This is a genomic window from Pantoea sp. X-Soil-ISGK-275 (assembly GCF_059730795.1).
Window position 1 is genome coordinate 1,112,643 of the sequence record NZ_AP035976.1, and the last position, 20,851, is coordinate 1,133,493.

22 protein-coding genes are annotated in these 20,851 nt (G+C 55.7%); 12 read left to right on the forward strand and 10 right to left on the reverse strand.

Annotation, left to right across the window (positions count from 1 at the left end; all coding sequences use genetic code 11):
• Positions 1–34 precede the first annotated feature (34 nt).
• Genes tgt through secF form a run of 4 tightly spaced genes read left to right on the forward strand, consistent with a single transcriptional unit; the run spans position 35 to position 4,368 of the window.
• A complete protein-coding gene (tgt, locus tag AC6I8A_RS05050) occupies positions 35–1,159 on the forward strand; it encodes a tRNA guanosine(34) transglycosylase Tgt (RefSeq protein ID WP_061717469.1) in 1,125 nt (374 codons plus the stop codon).
• 24 nt (positions 1,160–1,183) lie between these two features.
• Entirely contained in the window at positions 1,184–1,516 is a 333-nt protein-coding gene (yajC, locus tag AC6I8A_RS05055) for a preprotein translocase subunit YajC (protein ID WP_008103990.1), read from the forward strand.
• Between the two features lie 25 nt (positions 1,517–1,541).
• Positions 1,542–3,389 (forward strand): protein translocase subunit SecD, encoded by a 1,848-nt coding sequence (secD, locus tag AC6I8A_RS05060; RefSeq protein ID WP_256695779.1) that lies wholly within the window; start codon positions 1,542–1,544, stop codon positions 3,387–3,389.
• Between the two features lie 10 nt (positions 3,390–3,399).
• Positions 3,400–4,368 (forward strand): protein translocase subunit SecF, encoded by a 969-nt coding sequence (gene secF, locus AC6I8A_RS05065; protein WP_256695780.1) that lies wholly within the window; start codon positions 3,400–3,402, stop codon positions 4,366–4,368.
• 56 nt (positions 4,369–4,424) lie between these two features.
• On the opposite strand, the gene AC6I8A_RS05070 is transcribed toward secF, so the two are convergent.
• Together AC6I8A_RS05070 and lysM are read right to left on the reverse strand one after the other, a co-directional pair.
• The gene (locus AC6I8A_RS05070) at positions 4,425–4,985 is read right to left on the reverse strand and encodes a SadB/YajI family lipoprotein (protein ID WP_497818122.1); all 561 of its coding nucleotides are present in this window, start codon (positions 4,983–4,985) and stop codon (positions 4,425–4,427) included.
• 14 nt (positions 4,986–4,999) lie between these two features.
• Positions 5,000–5,440 (reverse strand): peptidoglycan-binding protein LysM, encoded by a 441-nt coding sequence (lysM, locus tag AC6I8A_RS05075; RefSeq protein WP_008103980.1) that lies wholly within the window; start codon positions 5,438–5,440, stop codon positions 5,000–5,002.
• Between the two features lie 206 nt (positions 5,441–5,646).
• On the opposite strand from lysM, the gene nrdR reads away from it, so the two are divergent.
• The 5 genes from nrdR (at position 5,647) to thiL (ending at position 9,227) form a co-directional block, all read left to right on the forward strand.
• Complete coding sequence (nrdR, locus tag AC6I8A_RS05080) at positions 5,647–6,096, forward strand: transcriptional regulator NrdR (protein ID WP_008103978.1); 450 nt, start codon at positions 5,647–5,649, stop codon at positions 6,094–6,096.
• A gap of 3 nt (positions 6,097–6,099) precedes the next feature.
• Positions 6,100–7,203: a bifunctional diaminohydroxyphosphoribosylaminopyrimidine deaminase/5-amino-6-(5-phosphoribosylamino)uracil reductase RibD gene (gene ribD, locus AC6I8A_RS05085; protein ID WP_497818123.1), complete on the forward strand. Its 1,104-nt coding sequence runs from the start codon at positions 6,100–6,102 to the stop codon at positions 7,201–7,203.
• A 90-nt stretch (positions 7,204–7,293) separates the two neighbouring features.
• Positions 7,294–7,764: a 6,7-dimethyl-8-ribityllumazine synthase gene (gene ribH, locus AC6I8A_RS05090; RefSeq protein ID WP_007887008.1), complete on the forward strand. Its 471-nt coding sequence runs from the start codon at positions 7,294–7,296 to the stop codon at positions 7,762–7,764.
• Positions 7,765–7,783: 19 nt separating this feature from the next.
• A complete protein-coding gene (nusB, locus tag AC6I8A_RS05095; RefSeq protein ID WP_007887007.1) occupies positions 7,784–8,203 on the forward strand; it encodes a transcription antitermination factor NusB in 420 nt (139 codons plus the stop codon).
• Positions 8,204–8,249: 46 nt separating this feature from the next.
• A complete protein-coding gene (gene thiL / locus AC6I8A_RS05100) occupies positions 8,250–9,227 on the forward strand; it encodes a thiamine-phosphate kinase (RefSeq protein WP_265299789.1) in 978 nt (325 codons plus the stop codon).
• 117 nt (positions 9,228–9,344) lie between these two features.
• On the opposite strand, the gene AC6I8A_RS05105 is transcribed toward thiL, so the two are convergent.
• From AC6I8A_RS05105 to xseB, 4 genes are all read right to left on the reverse strand, one after another.
• Positions 9,345–10,319: an aldo/keto reductase gene (locus AC6I8A_RS05105; protein ID WP_265299788.1), complete on the reverse strand. Its 975-nt coding sequence runs from the start codon at positions 10,317–10,319 to the stop codon at positions 9,345–9,347.
• Positions 10,320–10,410: 91 nt separating this feature from the next.
• Complete coding sequence (gene dxs, locus AC6I8A_RS05110) at positions 10,411–12,276, reverse strand: 1-deoxy-D-xylulose-5-phosphate synthase (RefSeq protein ID WP_497818124.1); 1,866 nt, start codon at positions 12,274–12,276, stop codon at positions 10,411–10,413.
• Between the two features lie 19 nt (positions 12,277–12,295).
• Positions 12,296–13,195: a (2E,6E)-farnesyl diphosphate synthase gene (ispA, locus tag AC6I8A_RS05115; RefSeq protein WP_497818125.1), complete on the reverse strand. Its 900-nt coding sequence runs from the start codon at positions 13,193–13,195 to the stop codon at positions 12,296–12,298.
• On the reverse strand, positions 13,195–13,437 hold the full coding sequence (gene xseB / locus AC6I8A_RS05120; RefSeq protein ID WP_265299782.1) for an exodeoxyribonuclease VII small subunit: 243 nt from the start codon (positions 13,435–13,437) through the stop codon (positions 13,195–13,197). Before xseB ends, ispA begins: the two co-directional genes overlap by 1 nt.
• A 237-nt stretch (positions 13,438–13,674) precedes the next feature.
• Between xseB and thiI the strand changes: the two genes are divergently transcribed.
• Positions 13,675–15,123 carry a tRNA uracil 4-sulfurtransferase ThiI gene (gene thiI, locus AC6I8A_RS05125; protein ID WP_256695789.1) on the forward strand — a complete coding sequence of 483 codons (1,449 nt, stop codon included), beginning with the start codon at positions 13,675–13,677 and terminating at the stop codon, positions 15,121–15,123.
• Positions 15,124–15,157: 34 nt separating this feature from the next.
• Here the strand turns inward: thiI and yajL are convergent, their stop codons facing one another.
• Together yajL and panE are read right to left on the reverse strand one after the other, a co-directional pair.
• Positions 15,158–15,766 (reverse strand): protein deglycase YajL, encoded by a 609-nt coding sequence (gene yajL / locus AC6I8A_RS05130; RefSeq protein ID WP_265299779.1) that lies wholly within the window; start codon positions 15,764–15,766, stop codon positions 15,158–15,160.
• Positions 15,720–16,640 carry a 2-dehydropantoate 2-reductase gene (gene panE, locus AC6I8A_RS05135; RefSeq protein WP_293794338.1) on the reverse strand — a complete coding sequence of 307 codons (921 nt, stop codon included), beginning with the start codon at positions 16,638–16,640 and terminating at the stop codon, positions 15,720–15,722. The genes yajL and panE overlap by 47 nt, the downstream gene beginning before the upstream one ends.
• Before the next feature lie 125 nt (positions 16,641–16,765).
• Here panE and AC6I8A_RS05140 point away from each other — a divergent pair, with 125 nt between their 5' ends.
• Positions 16,766–17,257 (forward strand): YajQ family cyclic di-GMP-binding protein, encoded by a 492-nt coding sequence (locus tag AC6I8A_RS05140; RefSeq protein ID WP_008103954.1) that lies wholly within the window; start codon positions 16,766–16,768, stop codon positions 17,255–17,257.
• Here AC6I8A_RS05140 and AC6I8A_RS05145 read toward each other — a convergent pair.
• Positions 17,254–19,026, reverse strand: coding sequence for a sigma-54-dependent Fis family transcriptional regulator (locus AC6I8A_RS05145; RefSeq protein ID WP_497818126.1), 1,773 nt, complete (start codon positions 19,024–19,026; stop codon positions 17,254–17,256). The genes AC6I8A_RS05140 and AC6I8A_RS05145 overlap by 4 nt on opposite strands.
• Positions 18,995–19,243, reverse strand: a complete 249-nt coding sequence (locus tag AC6I8A_RS05150) for a hypothetical protein (protein WP_256695793.1) — start codon at positions 19,241–19,243, stop codon at positions 18,995–18,997. The genes AC6I8A_RS05145 and AC6I8A_RS05150 overlap by 32 nt, the downstream gene beginning before the upstream one ends.
• A 58-nt stretch (positions 19,244–19,301) precedes the next feature.
• On the opposite strand from AC6I8A_RS05150, the gene exaC reads away from it, so the two are divergent.
• Positions 19,302–20,822: an acetaldehyde dehydrogenase ExaC gene (exaC, locus tag AC6I8A_RS05155; RefSeq protein WP_497818127.1), complete on the forward strand. Its 1,521-nt coding sequence runs from the start codon at positions 19,302–19,304 to the stop codon at positions 20,820–20,822.
• The last annotated feature ends 29 nt before the right edge of the window (positions 20,823–20,851 follow it).

Genomic DNA, 20,851 nt, shown 5'->3' on the forward strand with positions numbered 1-20,851 from the left:
TTGAATCAGACTGTTTCTCTGATTAGAGGTTAATGTGAAATTTGAATTAGATACCACCGACGGGCGCGCGCGCCGTGGCCGTCTGGTCTTTGATCGTGGCGTAGTCGAAACCCCGGCATTTATGCCCGTGGGCACCTACGGCACGGTGAAAGGCATGACGCCGGAAGAAGTGAAAGAGACCGGTGCGCAGATCCTGCTCGGCAACACCTTCCACCTGTGGCTGCGCCCAGGTCAGGAGATCATGAAACTGCACGGCGACCTGCACGATTTCATGAACTGGCAAGGGCCGATCCTCACCGATTCCGGCGGCTTCCAGGTATTCAGCCTCGGCGATATTCGCAAGATCACTGAAGCGGGCGTGCATTTCCGCAACCCGATTAACGGCGACCCGATTTTCCTCGATCCGGAAAAGTCGATGGAGATTCAGTTCGATCTCGGCTCTGACGTAGTGATGATCTTCGACGAATGTACGCCATATCCTGCGGATTGGGATTACGCCAAACGTTCGATGGAGATGTCATTACGCTGGGCCCAGCGCAGCCGTGACCGCTTCGATTCGCTCGGCAATAAAAATGCATTATTCGGCATTATTCAGGGCGGTGTTTACGAAGATTTACGAGATGTCTCGGTTAAAGGTCTGGTAGAGATTGGCTTTGATGGGTACGCTGTGGGCGGCCTGGCGGTGGGTGAACCTAAAGAGGACATGCACCGAATCCTGGAGCACGTCTGTCCGCAAATTCCGCAAGACAAACCGCGTTATTTGATGGGCGTCGGCAAGCCAGAAGATCTGGTGGAAGGCGTTCGCCGCGGTATTGATATGTTTGACTGCGTTATGCCAACGCGCAATGCGCGTAATGGTCATCTGTTTGTTACGGATGGCGTGGTGAAAATTCGTAATGCCCGGTATAAAGATGACACCGCAACGCTGGATGCAGAGTGTGATTGTTACACCTGTCGCAATTATAGCCGCGCCTACTTGCATCATCTTGATCGCTGTAACGAAATACTGGGCGCACGCCTGAATACGATTCACAATCTGCGCTACTACCAGCGTTTGATGGCCGGTTTACGTAAGGCTATCGAAGAAGGTAAATTAGAGCACTTTGTTAGCGAGTTCTACCAACGGACGGGGAAGGCGGTTCCTCCGCTGAACGTCTGATAATTCATCAATGAGGGAAATTTAATGAGCTTTTTCATTTCTGACGCCGTAGCCGCAGCAGGCGCACCGTCTCAGGGAAGTCCGTATTCTCTGGTGATCATGCTGGTGGTATTTGGTCTGATCTTCTACTTCATGATTCTGCGTCCGCAGCAGAAGCGTACTAAAGATCACAAGAAGCTGATGGATTCCATCTCTAAAGGTGATGAAGTGCTGACCAGCGGTGGTTTAGTTGGCCGTGTGACCAAAGTGGCAGAAACTGGCTATGTTTCTATTGCCCTGAACGACACCACTGAAGTAGTTGTTAAACGTGATTTCGTGGCCGCCGTTCTGCCGAAAGGTACTTTGAAGGCGCTGTAATTTTTTCTTCCCGAAGGGAACTGCCGTGTTAAACCGTTATCCTTTGTGGAAGTACATCATGCTGGTCGTCGTGATTCTCGTCGGCCTGCTCTATGCGCTTCCTAACCTTTATGGTGAGGATCCGGCCGTTCAGATCACTGGTGCGCGCGGTGGCGCCGCCAGTGAGCAAACGTTGGATCAGATCCAGACCGTATTAAAACAAGACAATATCGAGAGCAAATCCCTCGCTCTGGAAAATGGTGCCATTCTGGCCCGCTTTGCAACGCAGGATGCGCAGCTGCGCGCGCGTGATGCTATCACCACCGCGCTGGGCGAAGACTACATTGTGGCACTCAACCTCGCGCCGGCAACCCCTCGCTGGCTTAGCATGCTGGCCGCGGAACCGATGAAACTCGGTCTTGATCTGCGCGGCGGCGTTCACTTCCTGATGGAAGTGGATATGGATACGGCTCTGGGCAAACTGCAAGAGCAGAACGCCGACAGCCTGCGCAGCGATCTGCGCGACAAAAGCATTCCGTATACTACCGTTAATAAAATCGCGAACTATGGCGTAGAAGTGCGTTTCCGTGACGGCGCCAGCCGTGACGCGGCAATCAGCTACTTGTCTACTCGCCACCGCGATCTGGTGATCTCAAGCCAGGGCAGCGATGCGCTGCGTGCGGTGATGAGTGATGCGCGCCTGAGCGAAGCGCGTGAATATGCGGTGCAGCAAAACATCACCATTCTGCGTAACCGTGTAAACCAGCTCGGCGTTGCCGAACCGCTGGTGCAGCGTCAGGGTTCTGATCGCATCGTGGTCGAACTGCCGGGTATTCAGGACACCGCGCGCGCTAAAGAGATCCTGGGCGCAACCGCCACGCTGGAATTCCGTCTGGTGAACACCAGCGTAGATCCAACCGCCGCGGCCAGCGGCCGTGTGCCAGGCGATTCGGAAGTGAAGAAAACCCGTGAAGGGCAGCCAGTGGTGCTGTACAAGCGTGTGATTCTGACCGGTGATCACATTACCGATTCCACGTCGAGCATGGATGAGTACAACCAGCCGCAGGTGAACATTTCACTGGATGGCGCGGGCGGCAACATGATGTCGAACTTCACCAAGGACAATATCGGCAAGCCGATGGCGACCCTGTTTGTGGAGTACAAAGACAGCGGTAAGAAAGATGCCAACGGCCGTTCGATTCTGGTGAAGCAGGAAGAAGTGATTAACGTGGCGAACATTCAGTCGCGCCTCGGTAACAGCTTCCGTATCACCGGCATCAACAATCCAAACGAAGCACGTCAGCTGTCGCTGCTGCTGCGCGCGGGTGCGTTGATTGCACCAATCCAGATTGTAGAAGAGCGGACTATCGGCCCAACCATGGGTCAGCAGAACATCACACAAGGCCTCGAAGCCTGCCTGTGGGGTTTGATCGCCTCCATCCTGTTCATGGTGGTGTTCTACAAGAAGTTTGGTCTTATCGCGACCAGCGCACTGCTGTGTAACCTGGTGCTGATTGTCGGCATCATGTCACTGCTGCCGGGTGCAACGCTAACCATGCCGGGTATTGCTGGTATCGTGTTGACGCTGGCGGTTGCGGTCGATGCTAACGTGTTGATTAACGAACGTATTAAAGAAGAGTTGCGTAACGGACGCTCGGTACAGCAGGCGATTCATGAAGGCTATAAAGGCGCCTTCTCCAGTATCGTCGACGCCAACGTCACTACGCTGATTAAAGTCATCATTCTTTATGCGGTCGGTACCGGTTCAATCAAAGGCTTTGCGATTACTACCGCTATCGGTATCGCAACCTCAATGTTTACCGCTATCGTCGGCACCCGTGCCATCGTTAACCTGGTGTACGGCGGCAAACGCATCAACAAGCTGTCTATCTGAGGAGTGCGTTGTGGCACAGGAATATAGTATTGAGCAGCTAAACCACGGGCGTAAAGTCGTCGACTTTATGCGCTGGGATAAGCTGGCTTTCATCATCTCCGGTCTGCTGATTGTGGCGTCTATCGCCATCGTCGCTGTCAAAGGCTTCAACTGGGGCCTCGACTTTACCGGCGGAACGGTGATTGAGATTAACCTGGAAAAACCGGCGGATCTTGATGCACTACGCGAAGGTTTGGTGAAAGCGGGCTTTGAAGAGCCGCTGGTGCAGAACTTTGGTAGCAGCCGCGATGTGATGGTGCGTATGCCTCCGGCAACCGGCAATGCTGGCACCGAACTGGGCAACAAAGTGCTGGCTTCCATTAGCCAGACCACGCAGCAGAACGCCACCGTGAAGCGTGTCGAGTTCGTTGGCCCAAGCGTGGGTAGCGATCTGGCGCAGGCGGGTGCGATGGCGCTGCTGTCGGCGCTGATTGCGATTCTGATCTACATCGGCTTCCGCTTTGAGTGGCGTTTGGCGCTGGGTACCGTACTGGCGCTGGCGCACGATGTGATCATCACCTGCGGAATTCTGGCGCTGTCACGGGTTGAAATTGATCTGACGATTGTCGCCTCGCTGATGTCGGTGATTGGTTACTCGCTTAACGATAAGATCGTGGTATCTGACCGTATTCGTGAGAACTTCCGCAAAATCCGTCGCGGTTCTTCTTACGACATCACCAACGTGTCGCTGACCCAGACGCTGAGCCGTACCTTGATCACCTCCATCACTACGCTGGCGATGATCATGATCCTGTTCGTGTTTGGTGGTGCGTTGCTGAAAGGCTTCTCACTGACCATGCTGATCGGTGTCACCATCGGTACCATTTCATCGATTTATGTCTCTTCAGCGCTGGCGTTGAAACTGGGCATGAAGCGTGAACACATGCTGGTGCAGAAAGTGGAAAAAGAGGGCGCAGATCAGCCTTCGATTCTGCCGTAATTCTGCGTGAAAATAGAAAGGGCTGCCAATGGCAGCCCTTTTTTTATGCCTGTCGATCAGGGCATGCTTTTCGCGGCTGGAGGCTCAACATCGTGCACGCGCACGTAGCCGAGTTGATCCGGGGTTAACCCGCTGAGTCGCAGCGGCACGCTAACCGAACTGCGTGGCATTAACTCGGCGGGAACGTCGATGGTCTGGCTCAGACTGCCCGCGTTAAGCGGTTTGCCGCTGGCCGGATCGATTTCGCCCCAAACCACGGTAGCGCGCAGCGCCGGAATCGGCTGGTCATCGGTCGAGCGGATATTCAGGTTGGCGCGACTGCCGCTGGCTTCACCCGCCACCTGCGAGAGTGACAAGCGCAGTTTACCCAGCTGCGTCTGCAGTTCTACCGGCGTATTGGCTTGCGGCAACAGCCACGCGCCCTGGTTGGATTGGCTGTTCAGCTGTCCCTGAATCTCCAGCGCCGTTGCCTGATTGGTCAGCTTGCGCATCTGCTGATTAAGCTGACTCACTTCCTGATGCAACTCTTTGACCTGCGGTGAAACCGGCGTTGAACTGCAACCACTGAGAACCAGCAAAGAGAGTGCTGCCGGAGCCCAAAACGTCCTGATCGTCATGCAATGTCCTTTCTTTATTCGGGAATACGTAAAACCTGGCCAGGGTAGATCTTATCAGGATGCGTCAGCATTGGCTTGTTGGCCTCGAAAATCTTGTTGTATTGATTAGGATTTCCGTAGACCTCTTTCGATACCGCACTCAAGGTATCGCCTTTTTTCACGGTGTAGAATTTCGCGGGCGTAGCGGCATCGCTGGTGGTGACCTTGTCATCGACCTTGGTAATCCCCGCGACGTTACCGGCTGCGACCAGAATCTTCTCTTTCAACTCCTGAGAGATGCCATCACCGGTCACGGTCACGGTATCGCCTTTCACATCTACCTTGACCTTATCGCTGTCGGGCAAACCGAGTTTGTTAATGTGATCCTGCAATTTCTTGCTAGCATCGTCGCCGCCGCCACTCACGGCATCCCACAGTTTTTCTCCAGCATCTTTCACGAAATCAAACAGACCCATACATCCTCCAGATTTTTATGATGTTGGCCGCCTTGCTGGCGGCTCTCTAAGCGTAGTGGTTTTTGGACGAGGTAACATGAGGGAGATGTCATGCATTTGGCTTAATGTCACAAATCGCGATTCACACATTATGTGCCACACACATACATTTTGTGCCGCGATCGCGCTACACTGTGTGGCCTATTTATCTCGCATCAGGAAGCCTCATGCATTGCCCATTCTGCTCCGCTGTGGACACCAAAGTGATTGATTCTCGTCTGGTTAGTGAAGGATCGTCGGTGCGTCGCCGTCGTCAGTGTCTGGTGTGTCATGAGCGTTTTACCACCTTTGAAGTAGCGGAGCTGGTGATGCCGCGCGTGGTGAAAAGCAATGATGTGCGTGAACCCTTCAATGAAGACAAGCTCAGCAGCGGCATGATCAAGGCGCTGGAAAAACGCCCGGTGAGCGCCGATGCGGTTGAGAGCGCGGTCAATCATATTAAAACCCAGCTGCGCGCCACCGGCGAACGCGAAGTGCCAAGCGCACTGATCGGCAATCTGGTGATGGATGAGCTGAAAAAACTCGATAAAGTCGCCTACATTCGCTTTGCCTCGGTCTATCGCAGCTTCGAAGATATTCGCGATTTTGGTGAAGAGATCGCCCGCCTACAGGACTAATCCATGACTGACGAACGCTATATGGCGCGCGCGCTGGAACTGGCGCGCCGCGGACGCTTTACCACCACACCGAATCCGAATGTCGGCTGCGTGATTGTACGCGAAGGCGAGATTGTCGGCGAAGGCTGGCATCAGCGCGCCGGCGAACCGCATGCCGAAGTGCACGCGCTGCGCATGGCGGGCGAACGTGCCGCTGGCGCAACCGCGTATGTCACGCTGGAACCTTGCAGTCATCATGGGCGCACGCCGCCGTGCTGCGATGCGCTGATTGCCGCTGGCGTGACGCGCGTAGTCGCTGCGATGCAGGATCCCAATCCGCAGGTGGCGGGACGTGGACTCTATCGTTTACAGCAGGCGGGCATCGACGTCAGTCATGGCCTGATGATGAACGAAGCGGAAGCGCTGAACCGGGGTTTTCTGAAACGCATGCGCACCGGATTCCCATGGATCCAGCTGAAACTCGGCGCATCCCTTGATGGGCGCACCGCGATGGCGAGTGGCGAAAGTCAGTGGATCACCTCCGCAGCCGCAAGGCGCGATGTGCAACGTTTACGCGCGCAGAGTTCAGCTATTCTTAGCACCAGCGCCACCGTGTTAGCAGATAACCCATCGTTAACGGTGCGCTGGAGTGAATTGAATGAAGAGGTGCGTGAGCAGCTCGATGAAAGCCAGCTGCGCCAGCCGGTGCGCGTGGTGATTGACAGCCAACAGCGTGTCACGCCGCAACACCGTTTGATTGACCAACCGGGCGAAACCTGGCTGATGCGCAGCGAACCCGATGAACAAGTGTGGCCCGCCAGCGTGACCCAGATCGCCGTGCCACAGCGTGGCGAACAGCTGGATCTGGTGGCGATGATGATGTTGCTCGGCCAGCGGCAGATCAACAGCGTGTGGGTAGAAGCCGGCGCCAGTTTGGCTGGCGCGCTGCTGCAAGCGGGCTTGGTGGATGAGCTGATCGTTTACATGGCGCCGAAGCTGTTAGGCAATGCTGCTCGCGGCCTGTGTACGCTGCCGGGACTGGAACAGCTGGCCGATGCGCCGGCTCTGAATTTTAGCGATGTGCGGCTGGTGGGCGAGGACCTGCGCCTGACGCTGACACCGCGTTGAAAGCGCGCGGAAAAGCCTGAGCGCGTCGCCAAAGAGTATGATAGAATCCGCCCCCTTCTGCGGGGCCATAAAACAACCCAAAGGATATGTATGAAAGTTATCGAAGCTCCTGTTGCCACGCCTGATGCAAACATTGCCATCGTAATTGCGCGTTTTAACAACTTCATTAATGACAGCCTGCTGGACGGCGCGATTGACGCACTTAAGCGCATCGGCCAGGTGAAAGCAGATAACATCACCGTTGTCTGGGTTCCGGGTGCATACGAACTGCCGCTGGCAGCACGCGCACTGGCGAAAGCCGGTAAGCACGACGCCATTGTTGCGTTGGGCACCGTGATTCGTGGCGGCACCGCACATTTCGAATATGTGGCCGGTGAAGCCAGTTCGGGCATTGCGCATGTCGCGATGACCAGCGAAATCCCGGTGACCTTCGGCGTGTTGACCACTGAAAATATCGAGCAGGCGATTGAACGCGCCGGCACGAAAGCAGGGAATAAAGGTGCCGAAGCGGCCCTGACTGCACTCGAAATGATCAACGTATTGAAAGCCATCAAAGCCTGATTTTTGTAAGGGGAATTTTGTGAAACCTGCTGCTCGTCGTCGCGCCCGTGAGTGCGCTGTCCAGGCGCTTTACTCCTGGCAGCTGTCTAAGAACGACATTGCCGATGTGGAATACCAGTTTCTGGCGGAACAAGACGTCAAAGACGTCGATATTAGCTATTTCCGCGAATTGCTGGCCGGTGTGGCGACTAACAGCGCGTACCTGGACGGTCTGATGAAGCCTTACCTGTCGCGTCAGCTGGAAGAGCTGGGCCAGGTAGAAAAAGCCATCCTGCGTATTTCGCTGTATGAGCTGAGCAAGCGTTCTGATGTGCCGTATAAAGTGGCCATCAACGAAGGCATTGAGTTGGCAAAAGTGTTTGGTGCTGAAGACAGCCACAAATTCGTCAACGGTGTCCTCGACAAAGCTGCCCCGCAAATTCGACCGAATAAAAAATAGTCTTAAAGGCCGGTTCTCCGGCCTTTTTCTCATTGAGACCTGACTTATGTCTTGTGGTGAATTCGAACTGATCGCACGTTACTTTAACCGCGTCACCAGCTCCCGCCGCGATGTGGAGAAAGGAATTGGTGACGACTGTGCGTTACTCAACGTGCCAGAAAAACAGACACTTGCTATCAGCACCGACACGCTGGTTGCGGGCGTCCACTTCTTACGTGATATCCATCCCGCCGATCTCGGCTACAAAGCCGTCGCCGTTAATCTCAGTGATTTAGCCGCCATGGGCGCCGATCCGGCCTGGCTGACGCTGGCATTAACGCTGCCTGAAATTGATGAACCGTGGGTAGCGGCCTTTAGCGATAGCCTGTTTGAGCTGCTGGATTACTACGATATGCAGCTGATTGGCGGTGATACTACACGCGGACCGCTGAGCATGACGCTCGGCATTCACGGTTTAGTGCCGGCGGGAAGGGCGCTGAAACGTTCGGGTGCGAAGCCCGGCGACTGGATTTTTGTCACCGGCACCTTGGGTGACAGCGCAGCCGGTTTGTCGCTGCTGCAACATCGCCATCGCCTGAACGATCCGGCGGTGCACGAAGCGTTGATCAAACGCCATCTGCGTCCGATGCCGCGCGTGCTGCAAGGCCAGGCGCTGCGTGGATTGGCGACCTCGGCGATCGATATCTCTGATGGCCTGATTTCCGATCTCGGCCATGTGCTGACCGCCAGTCGCGTTGGTGCGCGTATCAATCTCGATGCGTTACCGCTTTCGGCGGCCCTACGCGATCACTTCGAGCCGGAGCTGGTGCTGAAATGGGCGTTGAGCGGCGGCGAAGATTACGAGCTGTGCTTTACCGTGCCGGAAGTGAACCGTGGCGCGCTCGATGTGGCGTTGGGGCATTTTGGTGTGCCTTATACCTGCATTGGTCAGATTGCACCGGAATCGGAAGGGCTGAGTCTGCTGGAGAACGGCAAGCCGCGCAGCGTGGATTTGCAAGGGTTTGATCACTTCGGTGCGAAGTGAATTGCCCTCACCCTAACCCTCTCCCACAAGTGGGAGAGGGGACGATTAGGTAGGAACTGCACGTGCTGCTCCCTCGCCCGCTTGCGGGAGAGGGCTGGGGTGAGGGGATAGTCTGCCTTACTCAAATCCCACCACCGGATGCGGTTGATACACCGTCTCCAGTTCGGCAATTTCATTCTCACTCAACTCTACATCCACCGCTTTCACCAGCTCGGCGAATTGCTGCTCGCGCGAGGCACCAATAATCGGCGCGGTGACCGCCGGTTTATGTAATAGCCACGCCAGCGCGACCTGCGCGCGCGTCACGCCTTTATCGGCGGCAACGTTAGCCAGACGCTCGGCAATCGCCGCATCGTTCTCTTCGGTGCCGGTATACAGCTTTTCCATCACATTATCCGACACCGAACGTGCGGTGGTTTCGCCCCACGGACGCGTGAGTTTACCGCGCGCCAGCGGGCTCCACGGCAGCACCGCGATCCCTTCGCGCTGACACAACGGATGCATGTCATTCTCCTCCTCACGCTGAATCAGGTTGTACTGATCCTGCATGCTGACAAAGCGCGCCCAGTTGTTCTGCTTCTGCAGATCCAGCGCCTGGGCAAATTGCGATGCGTGCATTGATGATGCGCCGATATAACGCGCCTTGCCAGATTTCACTACGTCATGCAGCGCTTCCAGCGTCTCTGCAATCGGCGTGTCGTAATCCCAGCGATGGATTTGCAGCAGATCGACGTACTCCATGCCAAGACGCGTCAGGCTGTCATCGACGGATTGCAGGATATTCTTGCGCGATAGGCCTTGTGACAGATTGCTTAGCGGGAAATAGACCTTGGTGGCGACCACAACCTGATCGCGGCGGGCAAAATCTTTCAGTGCGCGGCCCACGATCTCTTCACTGCTGCCATCGGAATAGCTGTTAGCGGTATCGAAGAAGTTGATGCCGGCTGCCAGCGCCTGTTTGATCAGCGGTCGGCTGCTCTCCTCAGGCAGCGTCCACGCGTGATTACCGCGCGTGGGATCGCCGTAAGTCATGCAGCCTAAACAGAGACGCGAAACCTGTAAGTCGGTCTGGCCTAAGGGAATGGTTTTCATGTATTTGGGCTCCTGCTCTTATGCTTGAGGGAAATCGTTCCCTAAGCATAGCAGCAGGCTCGCTCACCGGGCGGTGAGCGAGTCGGGCAGATTACTGGGCGAGCCAGTCAGCGATTTGCTGCTGAATACCGGCGGCATCCAGCTGATAATCCTGACGCACTTCTTCCTGCGTACCTTGTGGGATGAACTCATCCGGCAAGCCGAGGTTGAGCACCGGCACGCGCAGGCGTTTTGCCATCACGTACTCGTTGACGCCGCTACCGGCACCGCCTTTGATGGCACCTTCTTCCAGCGTAACCAGCGAATCGTGGCTGGCGGCCAGCTCGTCAATCAGTGCTTCATCGAGCGGCTTCACAAAACGCATATCCACCAGCGTGGCATTCAGCGCTTCCGCAGCCGCAGCGGCTTCTGGCAGTAAGGTACCGAAGTTAAGGATCGCCAGCTTTTCGCCGCGACGCTTCACGATGCCTTTACCCAGCGGCAAGCTCGCCAGCGGTTCCAGCGTTGCGCCGGTGCCGGTACCGCGCGGGTAACGTACCGCACTTGGGCCAGCCTGATAGTGATAACCGGTGTACAACATCAGACGACATTCGTTTTCATCGCTTGGCGTCATGATCACCATCTCTGGCACACAGCGTAAGAACGCGATATCGAAGGCGCCCTGATGGGTTTGACCATCCGCGCCGACAATGCCGCCGCGATCGATGGCAAACAGCACCGGCAATTTCTGGATGGCGACGTCGTGGATCAACTGATCGTAGGCGCGCTGCAGGAAGGTTGAGTAGATCGCCACAACCGGTTTGTAACCACCAATTGCCATGCCCGCCGCGAACGTCACGGCGTGCTGCTCGGCAATCGCCACATCAAAATATTGTTGCGGATAATCGCGCGAGTAGCTCACCATGCCGGAACCTTCACGCATCGCTGGCGTGACCGCCATCAAACGCGCATCGTCAGCGGCCATTTCACTCAGCCAGTTGCCGAAAATCTTTGAGTAGCTTGGCAAGCCCGGCACGCTTTTCGGCAGCGCTAGGCTGGCGGGATCGAATTTCGGTACCGCATGCCAGGTGATCGGATCTTCTTCCGCCGGGGCATAACCTTTGCCCTTTTTGGTCATAATGTGCAGGAACTGCGGACCTTTCAGATCGCGCATGTTCTTCAACGTGCTCACCAGCGTCAGCACGTCGTGGCCATCCACCGGGCCGATATAGTTAAAGCCCAGCTCTTCAAACAGCGTGCCCGGCACCACCATGCCTTTCAGGTGCTCTTCGGTGCGCTTCACCAGCTCTTTAATCGGCGGTAAACCGCCCAATACACGCTTGCCGCCTTCGCGCAGGCGTGAATAGGTTTTTCCGGAGAGAATCTGTGCCAGACGATTGTTGAGTGCGCCCACGTTTTCGGAGATCGACATCTCATTATCGTTGAGGATCACCAGCATATCCGGCTTGATGTCACCGGCGTGGTTCATGGCTTCAAACGCCATGCCCGCTGTGATCGCGCCATCGCCAATGATACAGGCGGTGCGGCGGCCTTTACCTTCACGTTCGGCGGCAACGGCCATGCCGAGACCGGCGCTGATCGAGGTAGAGGAGTGGCCCACGCTTAACACGTCGTACTCACTCTCACCGCGCCACGGGAACGGATGCAGGCCATTTTTCTGACGGATGGTGCCGATGCGATCGCGGCGTCCGGTCAGAATTTTGTGCGGATAAGCCTGATGGCCGACGTCCCACACCAGATGATCAAAGGGGGTGTTATAAACATAATGCAGCGCGACTGTTAGCTCGACGACGCCCAGACCCGATGCAAAGTGGCCGGAAGAACGGCTCACGCTATCCAGCAGATACTGACGCAGTTCGTCACACAGCTCCGGAAGTTTTTCTTTCGGTAATAAACGTAATTCCTGAACCGTGTTGGCTAACGCCAGTGTCGGGTATTTTGCAATATCAAAACTCATCAGAGACTCATTATGAAAGTTATTTATCGCGTTCAATTATGAAGCTTGCCAGCGCTTGTAAGGCGAGTGTGTTGTAAGACTGTGCCGCCAGAATATCGAGCGCGCCGAGCGCCTCTTGATAAAGATCCCAGGCTTTACTGCGGGCATTTTCCAGCCCCATCAATGCAGGATAGGTGCTTTTACCCAACGCCTGATCTGAGCCCTGTGTTTTCCCTAACACGGCGGTATCGCCGATTACATCGAGGATGTCATCCTGCACCTGAAACGCCAGTCCGATGGCGCTGGCGTAGATATCCAGCACCGGCAACGCGGCGCGGCCACGCTCCCCGGCGGCTAATGCGCCAAGACGTACCGCTGCACGTATTAACGCGCCGGTTTTATGACGGTGAATCTGTTCCAGCTGCGCCAGATCGATACTTTTTCCTTCCGCCGCCAAATCCAACGCCTGACCGCCGCACATGCCTGCCACGCCGCTGGCCTGCGCCAGTTCGGAAATCATCGCAATACGCGCTTCGGCGTTGACGCCGGGCATTGGCTGATCGGCCAGAATCGAAAAGGCCAGAGTTTGCAAAGCATCGCCGGCGAGAATCGCCGTGTCTTCACCATATTTTATATGGCAGGTTGGCTGCCCGCGGCGTAACGCATCGTCATCCATCGCCGGCAGATCGTCATGAATCAGGGAATAAGCATGAATGCATTCCACGGCCGCAGCCGGCACATCCAGGCTGGCCGCATCGGCCTTCAGCATTTCACCTGTTGCGTACACCAGAAAGGGACGCAGACGCTTACCGCCTAATAATGCCCCATACTCCATGGCATTCACCAGAGGAGAACTCTGAAAAGGAAGTGGATCTATTAAACGCGTCAAGGCCTGATTAACGCGTTGATGGTAAGCGCTCAGCAGTTTAGCGAAATCCATTACTCATTTTCCGGGGTAAAAGGGGCGAGGGCGGCATCTTTCTCGTCGCTGAGCAGGATTTGCACGCGCTGCTCTGCCTGCTGCAGAGTTTGCTGACCGGTACGTGCCAATTGTACGCCGTGTTCGAATTCGTTCAGCGCCTGCTCCAGCGGCAGCTCGCCACTTTCCAGACGGCTGACAATCTGTTCCAGCTGCTGCAATGCGCTTTCAAAACTGGCTGGCGCTTCGGCTTTTTTCGGCATAATCAGTGTCGACTCACAGGTTAGGACATTATCTTGCAATTGGTCATGGTAGCCGACAGGGATTAATTAGCAAAATAATGAATGTGAAGAAGGTTGCTTAAAGCAGTCACCCAGCAAAGGTGGTATACTTTTGCGCCTCGGATGCGGGGGCTCCTGAATCAACCCGCAATTATATGATTTTAACAGTTAAGTGCTGATGCTTTTAGCACTTATTTGTCCAAACGAATCCCTGTCGCCATGAAGTTTATCGTCAAGCTGTTCCCAGAAATCACCATCAAAAGTCAGTCGGTGCGTCTGCGCTTTATCAAAATTCTCTCCAGTAGCATTCGTAATATTCTGCGCACTGTCGATGAAGACATCAAAGTCGTGCGCCATTGGGACCACATTGAAGTGCGTTCTAAAAATGAGTCGCTGCGTGAGACCCTTGTCACCGAACTGACGCGCATTCCGGGCATACATCATGTGCTCGCGGTAGAAGATCGCTCGTACACCGATATGCACGATATTTTCGAGCAGACGCTGGTGCTGAACCGCGAGCGTCTGGAAGGCAAAAGTTTCTGCGTGCGCGTGAAGCGTCGCGGCAAGCACAGCTTCAGCTCGCAGGACGTGGAACGCTATGTGGGCGGCGGCCTTAATCAGCACATCGCCAGCGCGCGCGTGCAGCTCAATCGCCCGGAGGAAACGGTGAATCTGGAGATCGAAGACGATCGCCTGTTGCTGATCACCGCACGCTATGAAGGCTTAGGCGGTTTCCCGATTGGTACCCAGGAAGATGTGCTGTCACTGATTTCCGGCGGTTTCGACTCCGGCGTGTCGAGCTATATGCTAATGCGCCGCGGCTGCCGCGTGCATTACTGCTTCTTCAACCTTGGCGGTGCGGCACACGAGATAGGCGTGCGTCAGGTTGCGCATTATCTCTGGCAGCGTTTTGGTCGCTCGCACCGCGTGCGTTTCGTGGCGATCAACTTCGAGCCGGTAGTCGGTGAGATTCTGGAGAAAGTGGACGACGGCCAAATGGGCGTGGTGCTGAAGCGCATGATGGTGCGTGCGGCGTCGATGGTGGCGGAGCGTTACGGCGTGCAGGCGCTGGTGACCGGCGAAGCGCTGGGCCAGGTTTCCAGCCAGACGCTGACTAACCTGCGTTTGATCGATAACGCCTCTGATACGCTGATTCTGCGTCCGCTTATCTCCCATGATAAAGAGCACATCATCGATGTGGCGCGTAAGATCGGCACTGAAGATTTTGCCCGCACCATGCCAGAGTATTGCGGTGTGATTTCGAAAAGCCCAACCGTTAAAGCGGTGAAGGGCAAGATCGAAGCGGAAGAGCAAAACTTCGATTTCGAGATTCTTAATCGCGTGGTGCAGGAAGCCAGCAACGTCGACATCCGTGAAATCGCCGAGCAGACGGAAGAAGAAGTGGTGGAAGTTGAAACCGTTGACTCTTTCACCCGCAACGACGTAGTGCTGGATATCCGTTCGGCCGATGAGCAGGAAGCAAAGCCGCTGGAAGTTGAAGGCGTTGAAGTGAAAACGTTGGCGTTCTACAAACTCAGCACCCAGTTTGGCGATTTGGACCAGAGCAAAACCTGGCTGCTGTATTGCGATCGCGGTGTGATGAGTCGCCTGCAGGCGCTCTATCTGCACGAGCAGGGCTTCAAAAACGTAAAAGTTTATCGCCCGTAATTGGTAGGGTCGCCATTTATGGCGACCTCTATTATCAACGCTCTTCAAACTCCTGATAATTATAAATTCCCGCCGCCAACACCAGCTGTGAAGCCACTTCACGCGCGGTCTCTTTATCCACCAGCAAATCAATCAGCTTCAACGCAAAATCAATCGCGGTGCCCGGTCCCTGGCTGGTCAGCAGATTAACGCGCGGATCCCACACTACGCGGCGCTCCATCCATTTACTGTCTGGAATGGTGTCACGCAGGCCGGGAAAACCGGTCATATTGCCGACGGGAAACAGATCGTGCGTGACCAAAACCGTGCCCGGCGCGGCACAAATTGCCGCCACAATTTTGCTGGAGAGATGGAACTGGCGCACGGTTTCCACCAGCAATGGGCTGTCGCGGAAAGTCTCCGCGCCTTTCAAACCGCCCGGCAGTACAATCGCATCGTAATCGTTGTCCGCCACCTCAACCAAAGGCGCATCTGCCAGCAGCCGCACACCGCGCGAGCAGACGATCTCACGCGTGCCATCGCTCTCCACGCTGGCGGTGGTGACGCTTAATCCGCCGCGTACCAGCAAATCGATAGTGGTGACCGCTTCGGTCTCTTCACTTCCATGTGCCAGGCAAACCAGAACCGATGCGTTCGCGCTCATAGTGGGACTCCTTACGTTTAATCAGATCGTACAAACGGGTATTTTCCGGCAGTGAAATGCCCTGCGCGCGGGCGCGACGCAAGAGGTAACCGGTGATGTAATCAATTTCGGTCAGACGCTGCGCCCGCACATCCTGCAGCATCGATGAGGTATTGGCAGCGGTGCTATCGATCACGTCGTAAATAATATCGCGCAGATTATCCACCGCCATGTGCTGACCTTCGCGCTCCATCACCCAGGCGATCTCTTCGCACAGCAACGCTATTTGTTCCGGCCAGGCACGCAGCGCACCGTTTTGGCAATCGTGTTCAACGGTCATCGGGTTGATTACGCAGTTGATGGCCAGCTTGCGCCAGCTGGCGGCGGCGATGTTGTCATGCCAGGCCACGTCCGGCAGCGCCTGATGCAGAATATCGGCGATATCGCTCAGCGCGGCGCTCTCGCGATTAGCAGGACCAATGTGCGTGATGCCGTGCGCGATATGTTTGATCACCGTGCCGTCGCGCATCGCGGCGTGCGTGGTAATGCCGCGCAGCAGCGGCTGGCGCAGGTCTTTCAACTCTTCCAGCGTACCCATACCATTATGCAGCAGCAGAATCGGCGCGTGCGTCGGCAGCACGCTTTGCAGGTTTTTCACTGCAGGAGAAACCTGCGGCGCTTTGAGCGTCACCAGTAATAGCTGGCTTTCGGCGAGGAACAGCGGATCGTTGGCGATAAAGGTGTGATTGCTCACCTGGCCTTGCGGATCGACCACGTTGGCGGAGCAATACGGCTGCGGCACACGTAACCAACCCTGCACCTCATGTCCCTGACGGGCGAGAGCGGCGAGCCAAATTTGACCTAAGGCGCCACACCCCAACACGGTAATTTTCATTTTGCCTCCCGTGGGCGGGTTCCGGTTTTCACGTTACGAGTCAGTATAGCTTTCCATGTATCGTGTTTTATTAGCGCCACAAGACGCGTATTATGCATGTCACTTTAGTATCAGGAGAAGAAAAGATGCCATCTTTCGATATCGTTTCCGAAGTCGAATTGTCGGAAGTGCGAAATGCCGTGGAGAATGCGAGCCGCGAGATCTCAACCCGTTTCGATTTCCGTAACGTGAGCGCAACCATTGAGCTCAACGAAAAGAATGAGACCATCAAACTCAGCAGCGAATCTGATTTTCAGGTAAAGCAGCTGGTGGATATTCTGCGCGAAAAGCTGCTGAAGCGTGGCATTGAAGGCGCGGCGATTGAAGTGCCAGAAGAGATCGTGCACAGCGGTAAAAGCTGGTCGGTGGAAGCCAAGCTGAAGAAAGGTATCGAAAGCGATATCGCGAAAAAGCTTGTGAAGCTGATTAAAGACAGCAAGCTGAAAGTGCAGACGCAGATTCAGGGTGAAGAACTGCGCGTAACCGGTAAGTCACGCGACGATCTGCAAGGTGCGATGGCGCTGGTGCGCGGTGGCAACCTCGGTCAGCCTTTCCAGTTCAAAAACTTCCGCGACTAATCGCGTTTGTCGCGCGCCGCACGACGATAGAGCGTGCTGCGTGCGACGCCTAAGGCTTCCGCCGTTTTACTGATATTGCCATTAAAGCGCTGCAGCGTTTCGCTGATCAACCGTTCATCATGACTCTGCCGATCGGGCTGTGGCGGCAACGCCGCGCGACGATACTCGGCCGGCAAATGCACCTCAGTGACTTCCTCACCTTCATCCGCCAGCGCCAGCAGTACGCGTAACAAGCTGCGCAATTGCCGCACGTTGCCCGGCCACGGCAGCTGTGCCAGTGCTGTTAATAAAGCAGGTGAAAGCTGAATATCACGATCCGCGCCGCCCAGCTCCAGCCATAAACGGCTGATAAAACCTTCTACGTCCGGCCAGTCGCGCAGCGGCGGAATGGTCATTGAGAATTCCTGCAGGCGATAGAGCAAATCTTCGCGGAATTCGCCTTCTGCGACGCGTTGTGCCAAATCGCGGTGCGTGGCGCTGATCACCGCAAAATTCACCGGCCAGCTGCGGCTGGAGCCGAGCGGCGCCACCTCTTTCTCCTGCAACACCCGTAGCAAGCGGGTTTGCAGCGCCAGCGGCATATCGCCAATTTCATCGAGGAACAGCACGCCGCCATCCGCTTCACGGATTTTGCCAATATAGCCATGCTTGCTGGCGCCGGTGAACGCGCCGGGTTGATAGCCAAACAGCTCAGATTCAATCAGCGCTTCGGGGATGGCCGCGCAGTTAATGGCAACGAATTTGCCTTCGCGCCAGCGGCTCTGCAGATGCAGTGCGCGACTGACATACTCTTTGCCGCTGCCGGTTTCGCCGTGAATGCACAGTGAAACGCCGGCATTGAGCAGCCGCACCATCTTTTCGCCATCGCGGCCCAGCGAGAAGGGCAGATCGCTGGCGGGCTCGCTCGGCGTGGCAAAATGGCTGCGCTGCGGCGCACGCAGGCGGAAATAGTAGCGCTGCGTGGCGTAATCGAGCGAAACGGGAATGGTGTTGGCTTGCTGCTGCTGTTGCGGGAACAGTTGTTGAAAGGTCACGCTGCCGAGTTGTTCGACGCTTAGCGCCAGTTCGCGCATCGCCAGACGATTAGCGGCGGTCAGGACGTTGTCCGAGAACACCAGCAGCAGTTCATCGCTGGTATCGATGCCCTGCGGCTGCAGATGCAGGCTCATCAACCATTGCTGCGGATGCAGGCTCTGTTTTACCCACAGGTATTCGATCTGTTTCGCCGCCGCTTTCACCCAATTAAAGGTTTGCGGATGCGGGAAGTGCGCCGGGCCGGAAATATCCAGCACGCCAGCAATTTGGCCGTTCGGCATTTGCAGCGGCATCGCCGCGCAGTACAAGCCTTGATTGAGCGTCAGGAAGTGCTGATGACCTTCAATTTCGCAGCCGTCATCAATCGCCAGCGCGGTGCCAATCGCATTGGTGCCACGCCCGCATTCACTCCACAAATTGCCCGGCGCCAGCGCATAACGTTGGGCTTTTTCCATCGAAGGCATATCGCCAAAGGTATTCAACACCAAACCGGTGGCATCCGACAGAATCACCACCGATTGCTTCTCGGCCAGTCTCTGCGCCAGCTGTTTAATAACCGGCTGCGCGAACTGCTGCAGCCTGGCATTGCTGGCGAGCACATCGGCCAGTTCACCCTGACGAACACGAGGAAAATCATCGGCGGTGCGATCGAGACCATACAGCTGGCTACGAAACCAGGAGTCGCTTAACAGCGGATTGGTGTTAACGGCAGACGCGGATGGATTTCCCTGCATTGATGACCTCATGCCCAAGCGAAAGTGTTGCAGCATTGTAGCGGGTCGGTTTCTGTACTGTTGCGATACGCAACACAGATGGTGAACTTTTCTGCACAACATCTGCAAACCAAGCCACACGTGGATTTATAACTTGATGATTAAATTTATATTTTTTCAAATAATCAGCTGATGAAAAAAGCTGGCACGCCCGCTGCAATAGCTTCTTTGACAGCATGTTCTCTGAATGGCGACTGACCTTTCAGATTATCTGACCCTACATAAAGGAGTTTGCGATGCGTTATGCACATCCCGGCACGCCCGGCGCTTTGGTTTCATTTCAGGCGACTTACGGCAACTACATTGCGGGCAAATTCGTCGAGCCGCTCAGCGGCCAATACTTCACCAACACCTCGCCAGTGAATGGCAGTGATATCGCGCAGTTTCCGCGTTCGGATGCGCGTGATATCGATTTAGCGCTGGACGCGGCGCATCAGGCGGCCGATGCCTGGGGAAAAACCAGCGTGCAGCATCGTGCCAACATCCTGCTGCAGGTGGCGGACCGTATTGAGGCCAATCTCGAAAAACTGGCGGTAGCGGAGAGCTGGGATAACGGGAAACCAATCCGCGAAACCCTGAATGCCGATCTGCCGCTGGCGGTGGATCACTTCCGATACTTCGCCGGTTGCCTGCGCGCGCAAGAGGGCAGCACCGCGGAGATCGATGAAACTACCGTGGCATATCACTTCCATGAACCGCTCGGCGTGGTTGGGCAAATCATTCCGTGGAACTTCCCGCTGTTAATGGCGGCGTGGAAACTGGCTCCAGCGCTGGCGGCGGGCAACTGTGTGGTGCTGAAACCGGCGGAACAGACGCCGCTGGGCATTACGCTGCTGATGGAAGTGATTGGCGATCTGTTCCCGGCTGGCGTGTTGAATGTGGTGCAGGGCTTTGGCCGTGAAGCGGGTGAAGCGCTGGCGACCAGCAAACGCATCGCTAAAATCGCCTTTACCGGTTCAACGCCGGTGGGTCGTCACATCATGGCCTGTGCCGCCGAAAACATCATTCCCTGCACCGTCGAGCTGGGCGGCAAGTCGCCGAATATCTACTTTGCCGATGTAATGGACGGCGAGGATGAGTTTATTGAGAAAGCGGTGGAAGGGTTAGTGCTCGGTTTCTTCAATCAGGGTGAAGTCTGTACCTGTCCGTCACGCGCGTTGATTCACGAATCGATCTATCAACTCTTTATGGATCGCGTGATGGCAAAGGTGGCGAATATCCGTCGTGGCGATCCGCTCGATAGCGACACCATGATTGGCGCGCAGGCTTCACGCCAGCAATTCGACAAAATCCTGTCATATATCAACATCGCTCGCGACGAAGGCGGGCAGATTCTCACCGGTGGCGATCGCGCCAGCATGGCCACCGAGCTGAATGATGGATTCTACATTCAGCCGACCTTAATCAAAGGAACCAACCAGATGCGCTGTTTCCAGGAGGAGATTTTTGGCCCGGTGATTGGTGTTACCACCTTTAAGGATGAGGCAGAAGCGCTCGCCATCGCCAACGAAACCCAGTTCGGTCTTGGTGCGGGCGTGTGGACGCGCGATACCAATCTGGCTTATCGCATGGGACGCGGCATCAAAGCGGGGCGCGTCTGGACCAACTGTTATCACATCTATCCCGCTCACGCGGCATTCGGCGGCTACAAGCAGTCGGGTGTTGGCCGTGAGACGCACAAGATGGCGCTCAGCGCCTATCAACAAACCAAAAATCTGCTGGTTAGCTATGGCACCGCGCCTTTGGGCCTGTTCTGAGTCCGCATCCGATCAAATGGAGAGTGAAA

Coding starts and splice junctions, on each gene's coding strand:
- AC6I8A_RS05070 (WP_497818122.1), bottom strand. CDS start 4,985: ATGACGATCAGGACGTTTTGGGCTCCGGCAGCACTCTCTTTGCTGGTT.
- ribD (WP_497818123.1), top strand. CDS start 6,100: ATGACTGACGAACGCTATATGGCGCGCGCGCTGGAACTGGCGCGCCGC.
- thiI (WP_256695789.1), top strand. CDS start 13,675: ATGAAGTTTATCGTCAAGCTGTTCCCAGAAATCACCATCAAAAGTCAG.
- lysM (WP_008103980.1), bottom strand. CDS start 5,440: ATGGGTCTGTTTGATTTCGTGAAAGATGCTGGAGAAAAACTGTGGGAT.
- exaC (WP_497818127.1), top strand. CDS start 19,302: ATGCGTTATGCACATCCCGGCACGCCCGGCGCTTTGGTTTCATTTCAG.
- AC6I8A_RS05140 (WP_008103954.1), top strand. CDS start 16,766: ATGCCATCTTTCGATATCGTTTCCGAAGTCGAATTGTCGGAAGTGCGA.
- xseB (WP_265299782.1), bottom strand. CDS start 13,437: ATGCCGAAAAAAGCCGAAGCGCCAGCCAGTTTTGAAAGCGCATTGCAG.
- nrdR (WP_008103978.1), top strand. CDS start 5,647: ATGCATTGCCCATTCTGCTCCGCTGTGGACACCAAAGTGATTGATTCT.
- yajL (WP_265299779.1), bottom strand. CDS start 15,766: ATGAGCGCGAACGCATCGGTTCTGGTTTGCCTGGCACATGGAAGTGAA.
- ispA (WP_497818125.1), bottom strand. CDS start 13,195: ATGGATTTCGCTAAACTGCTGAGCGCTTACCATCAACGCGTTAATCAG.
- panE (WP_293794338.1), bottom strand. CDS start 16,640: ATGAAAATTACCGTGTTGGGGTGTGGCGCCTTAGGTCAAATTTGGCTC.
- AC6I8A_RS05145 (WP_497818126.1), bottom strand. CDS start 19,026: ATGCAGGGAAATCCATCCGCGTCTGCCGTTAACACCAATCCGCTGTTA.
- yajC (WP_008103990.1), top strand. CDS start 1,184: ATGAGCTTTTTCATTTCTGACGCCGTAGCCGCAGCAGGCGCACCGTCT.
- thiL (WP_265299789.1), top strand. CDS start 8,250: ATGTCTTGTGGTGAATTCGAACTGATCGCACGTTACTTTAACCGCGTC.
- ribH (WP_007887008.1), top strand. CDS start 7,294: ATGAAAGTTATCGAAGCTCCTGTTGCCACGCCTGATGCAAACATTGCC.
- AC6I8A_RS05150 (WP_256695793.1), bottom strand. CDS start 19,243: ATGCTGTCAAAGAAGCTATTGCAGCGGGCGTGCCAGCTTTTTTCATCA.
- AC6I8A_RS05105 (WP_265299788.1), bottom strand. CDS start 10,319: ATGAAAACCATTCCCTTAGGCCAGACCGACTTACAGGTTTCGCGTCTC.
- dxs (WP_497818124.1), bottom strand. CDS start 12,276: ATGAGTTTTGATATTGCAAAATACCCGACACTGGCGTTAGCCAACACG.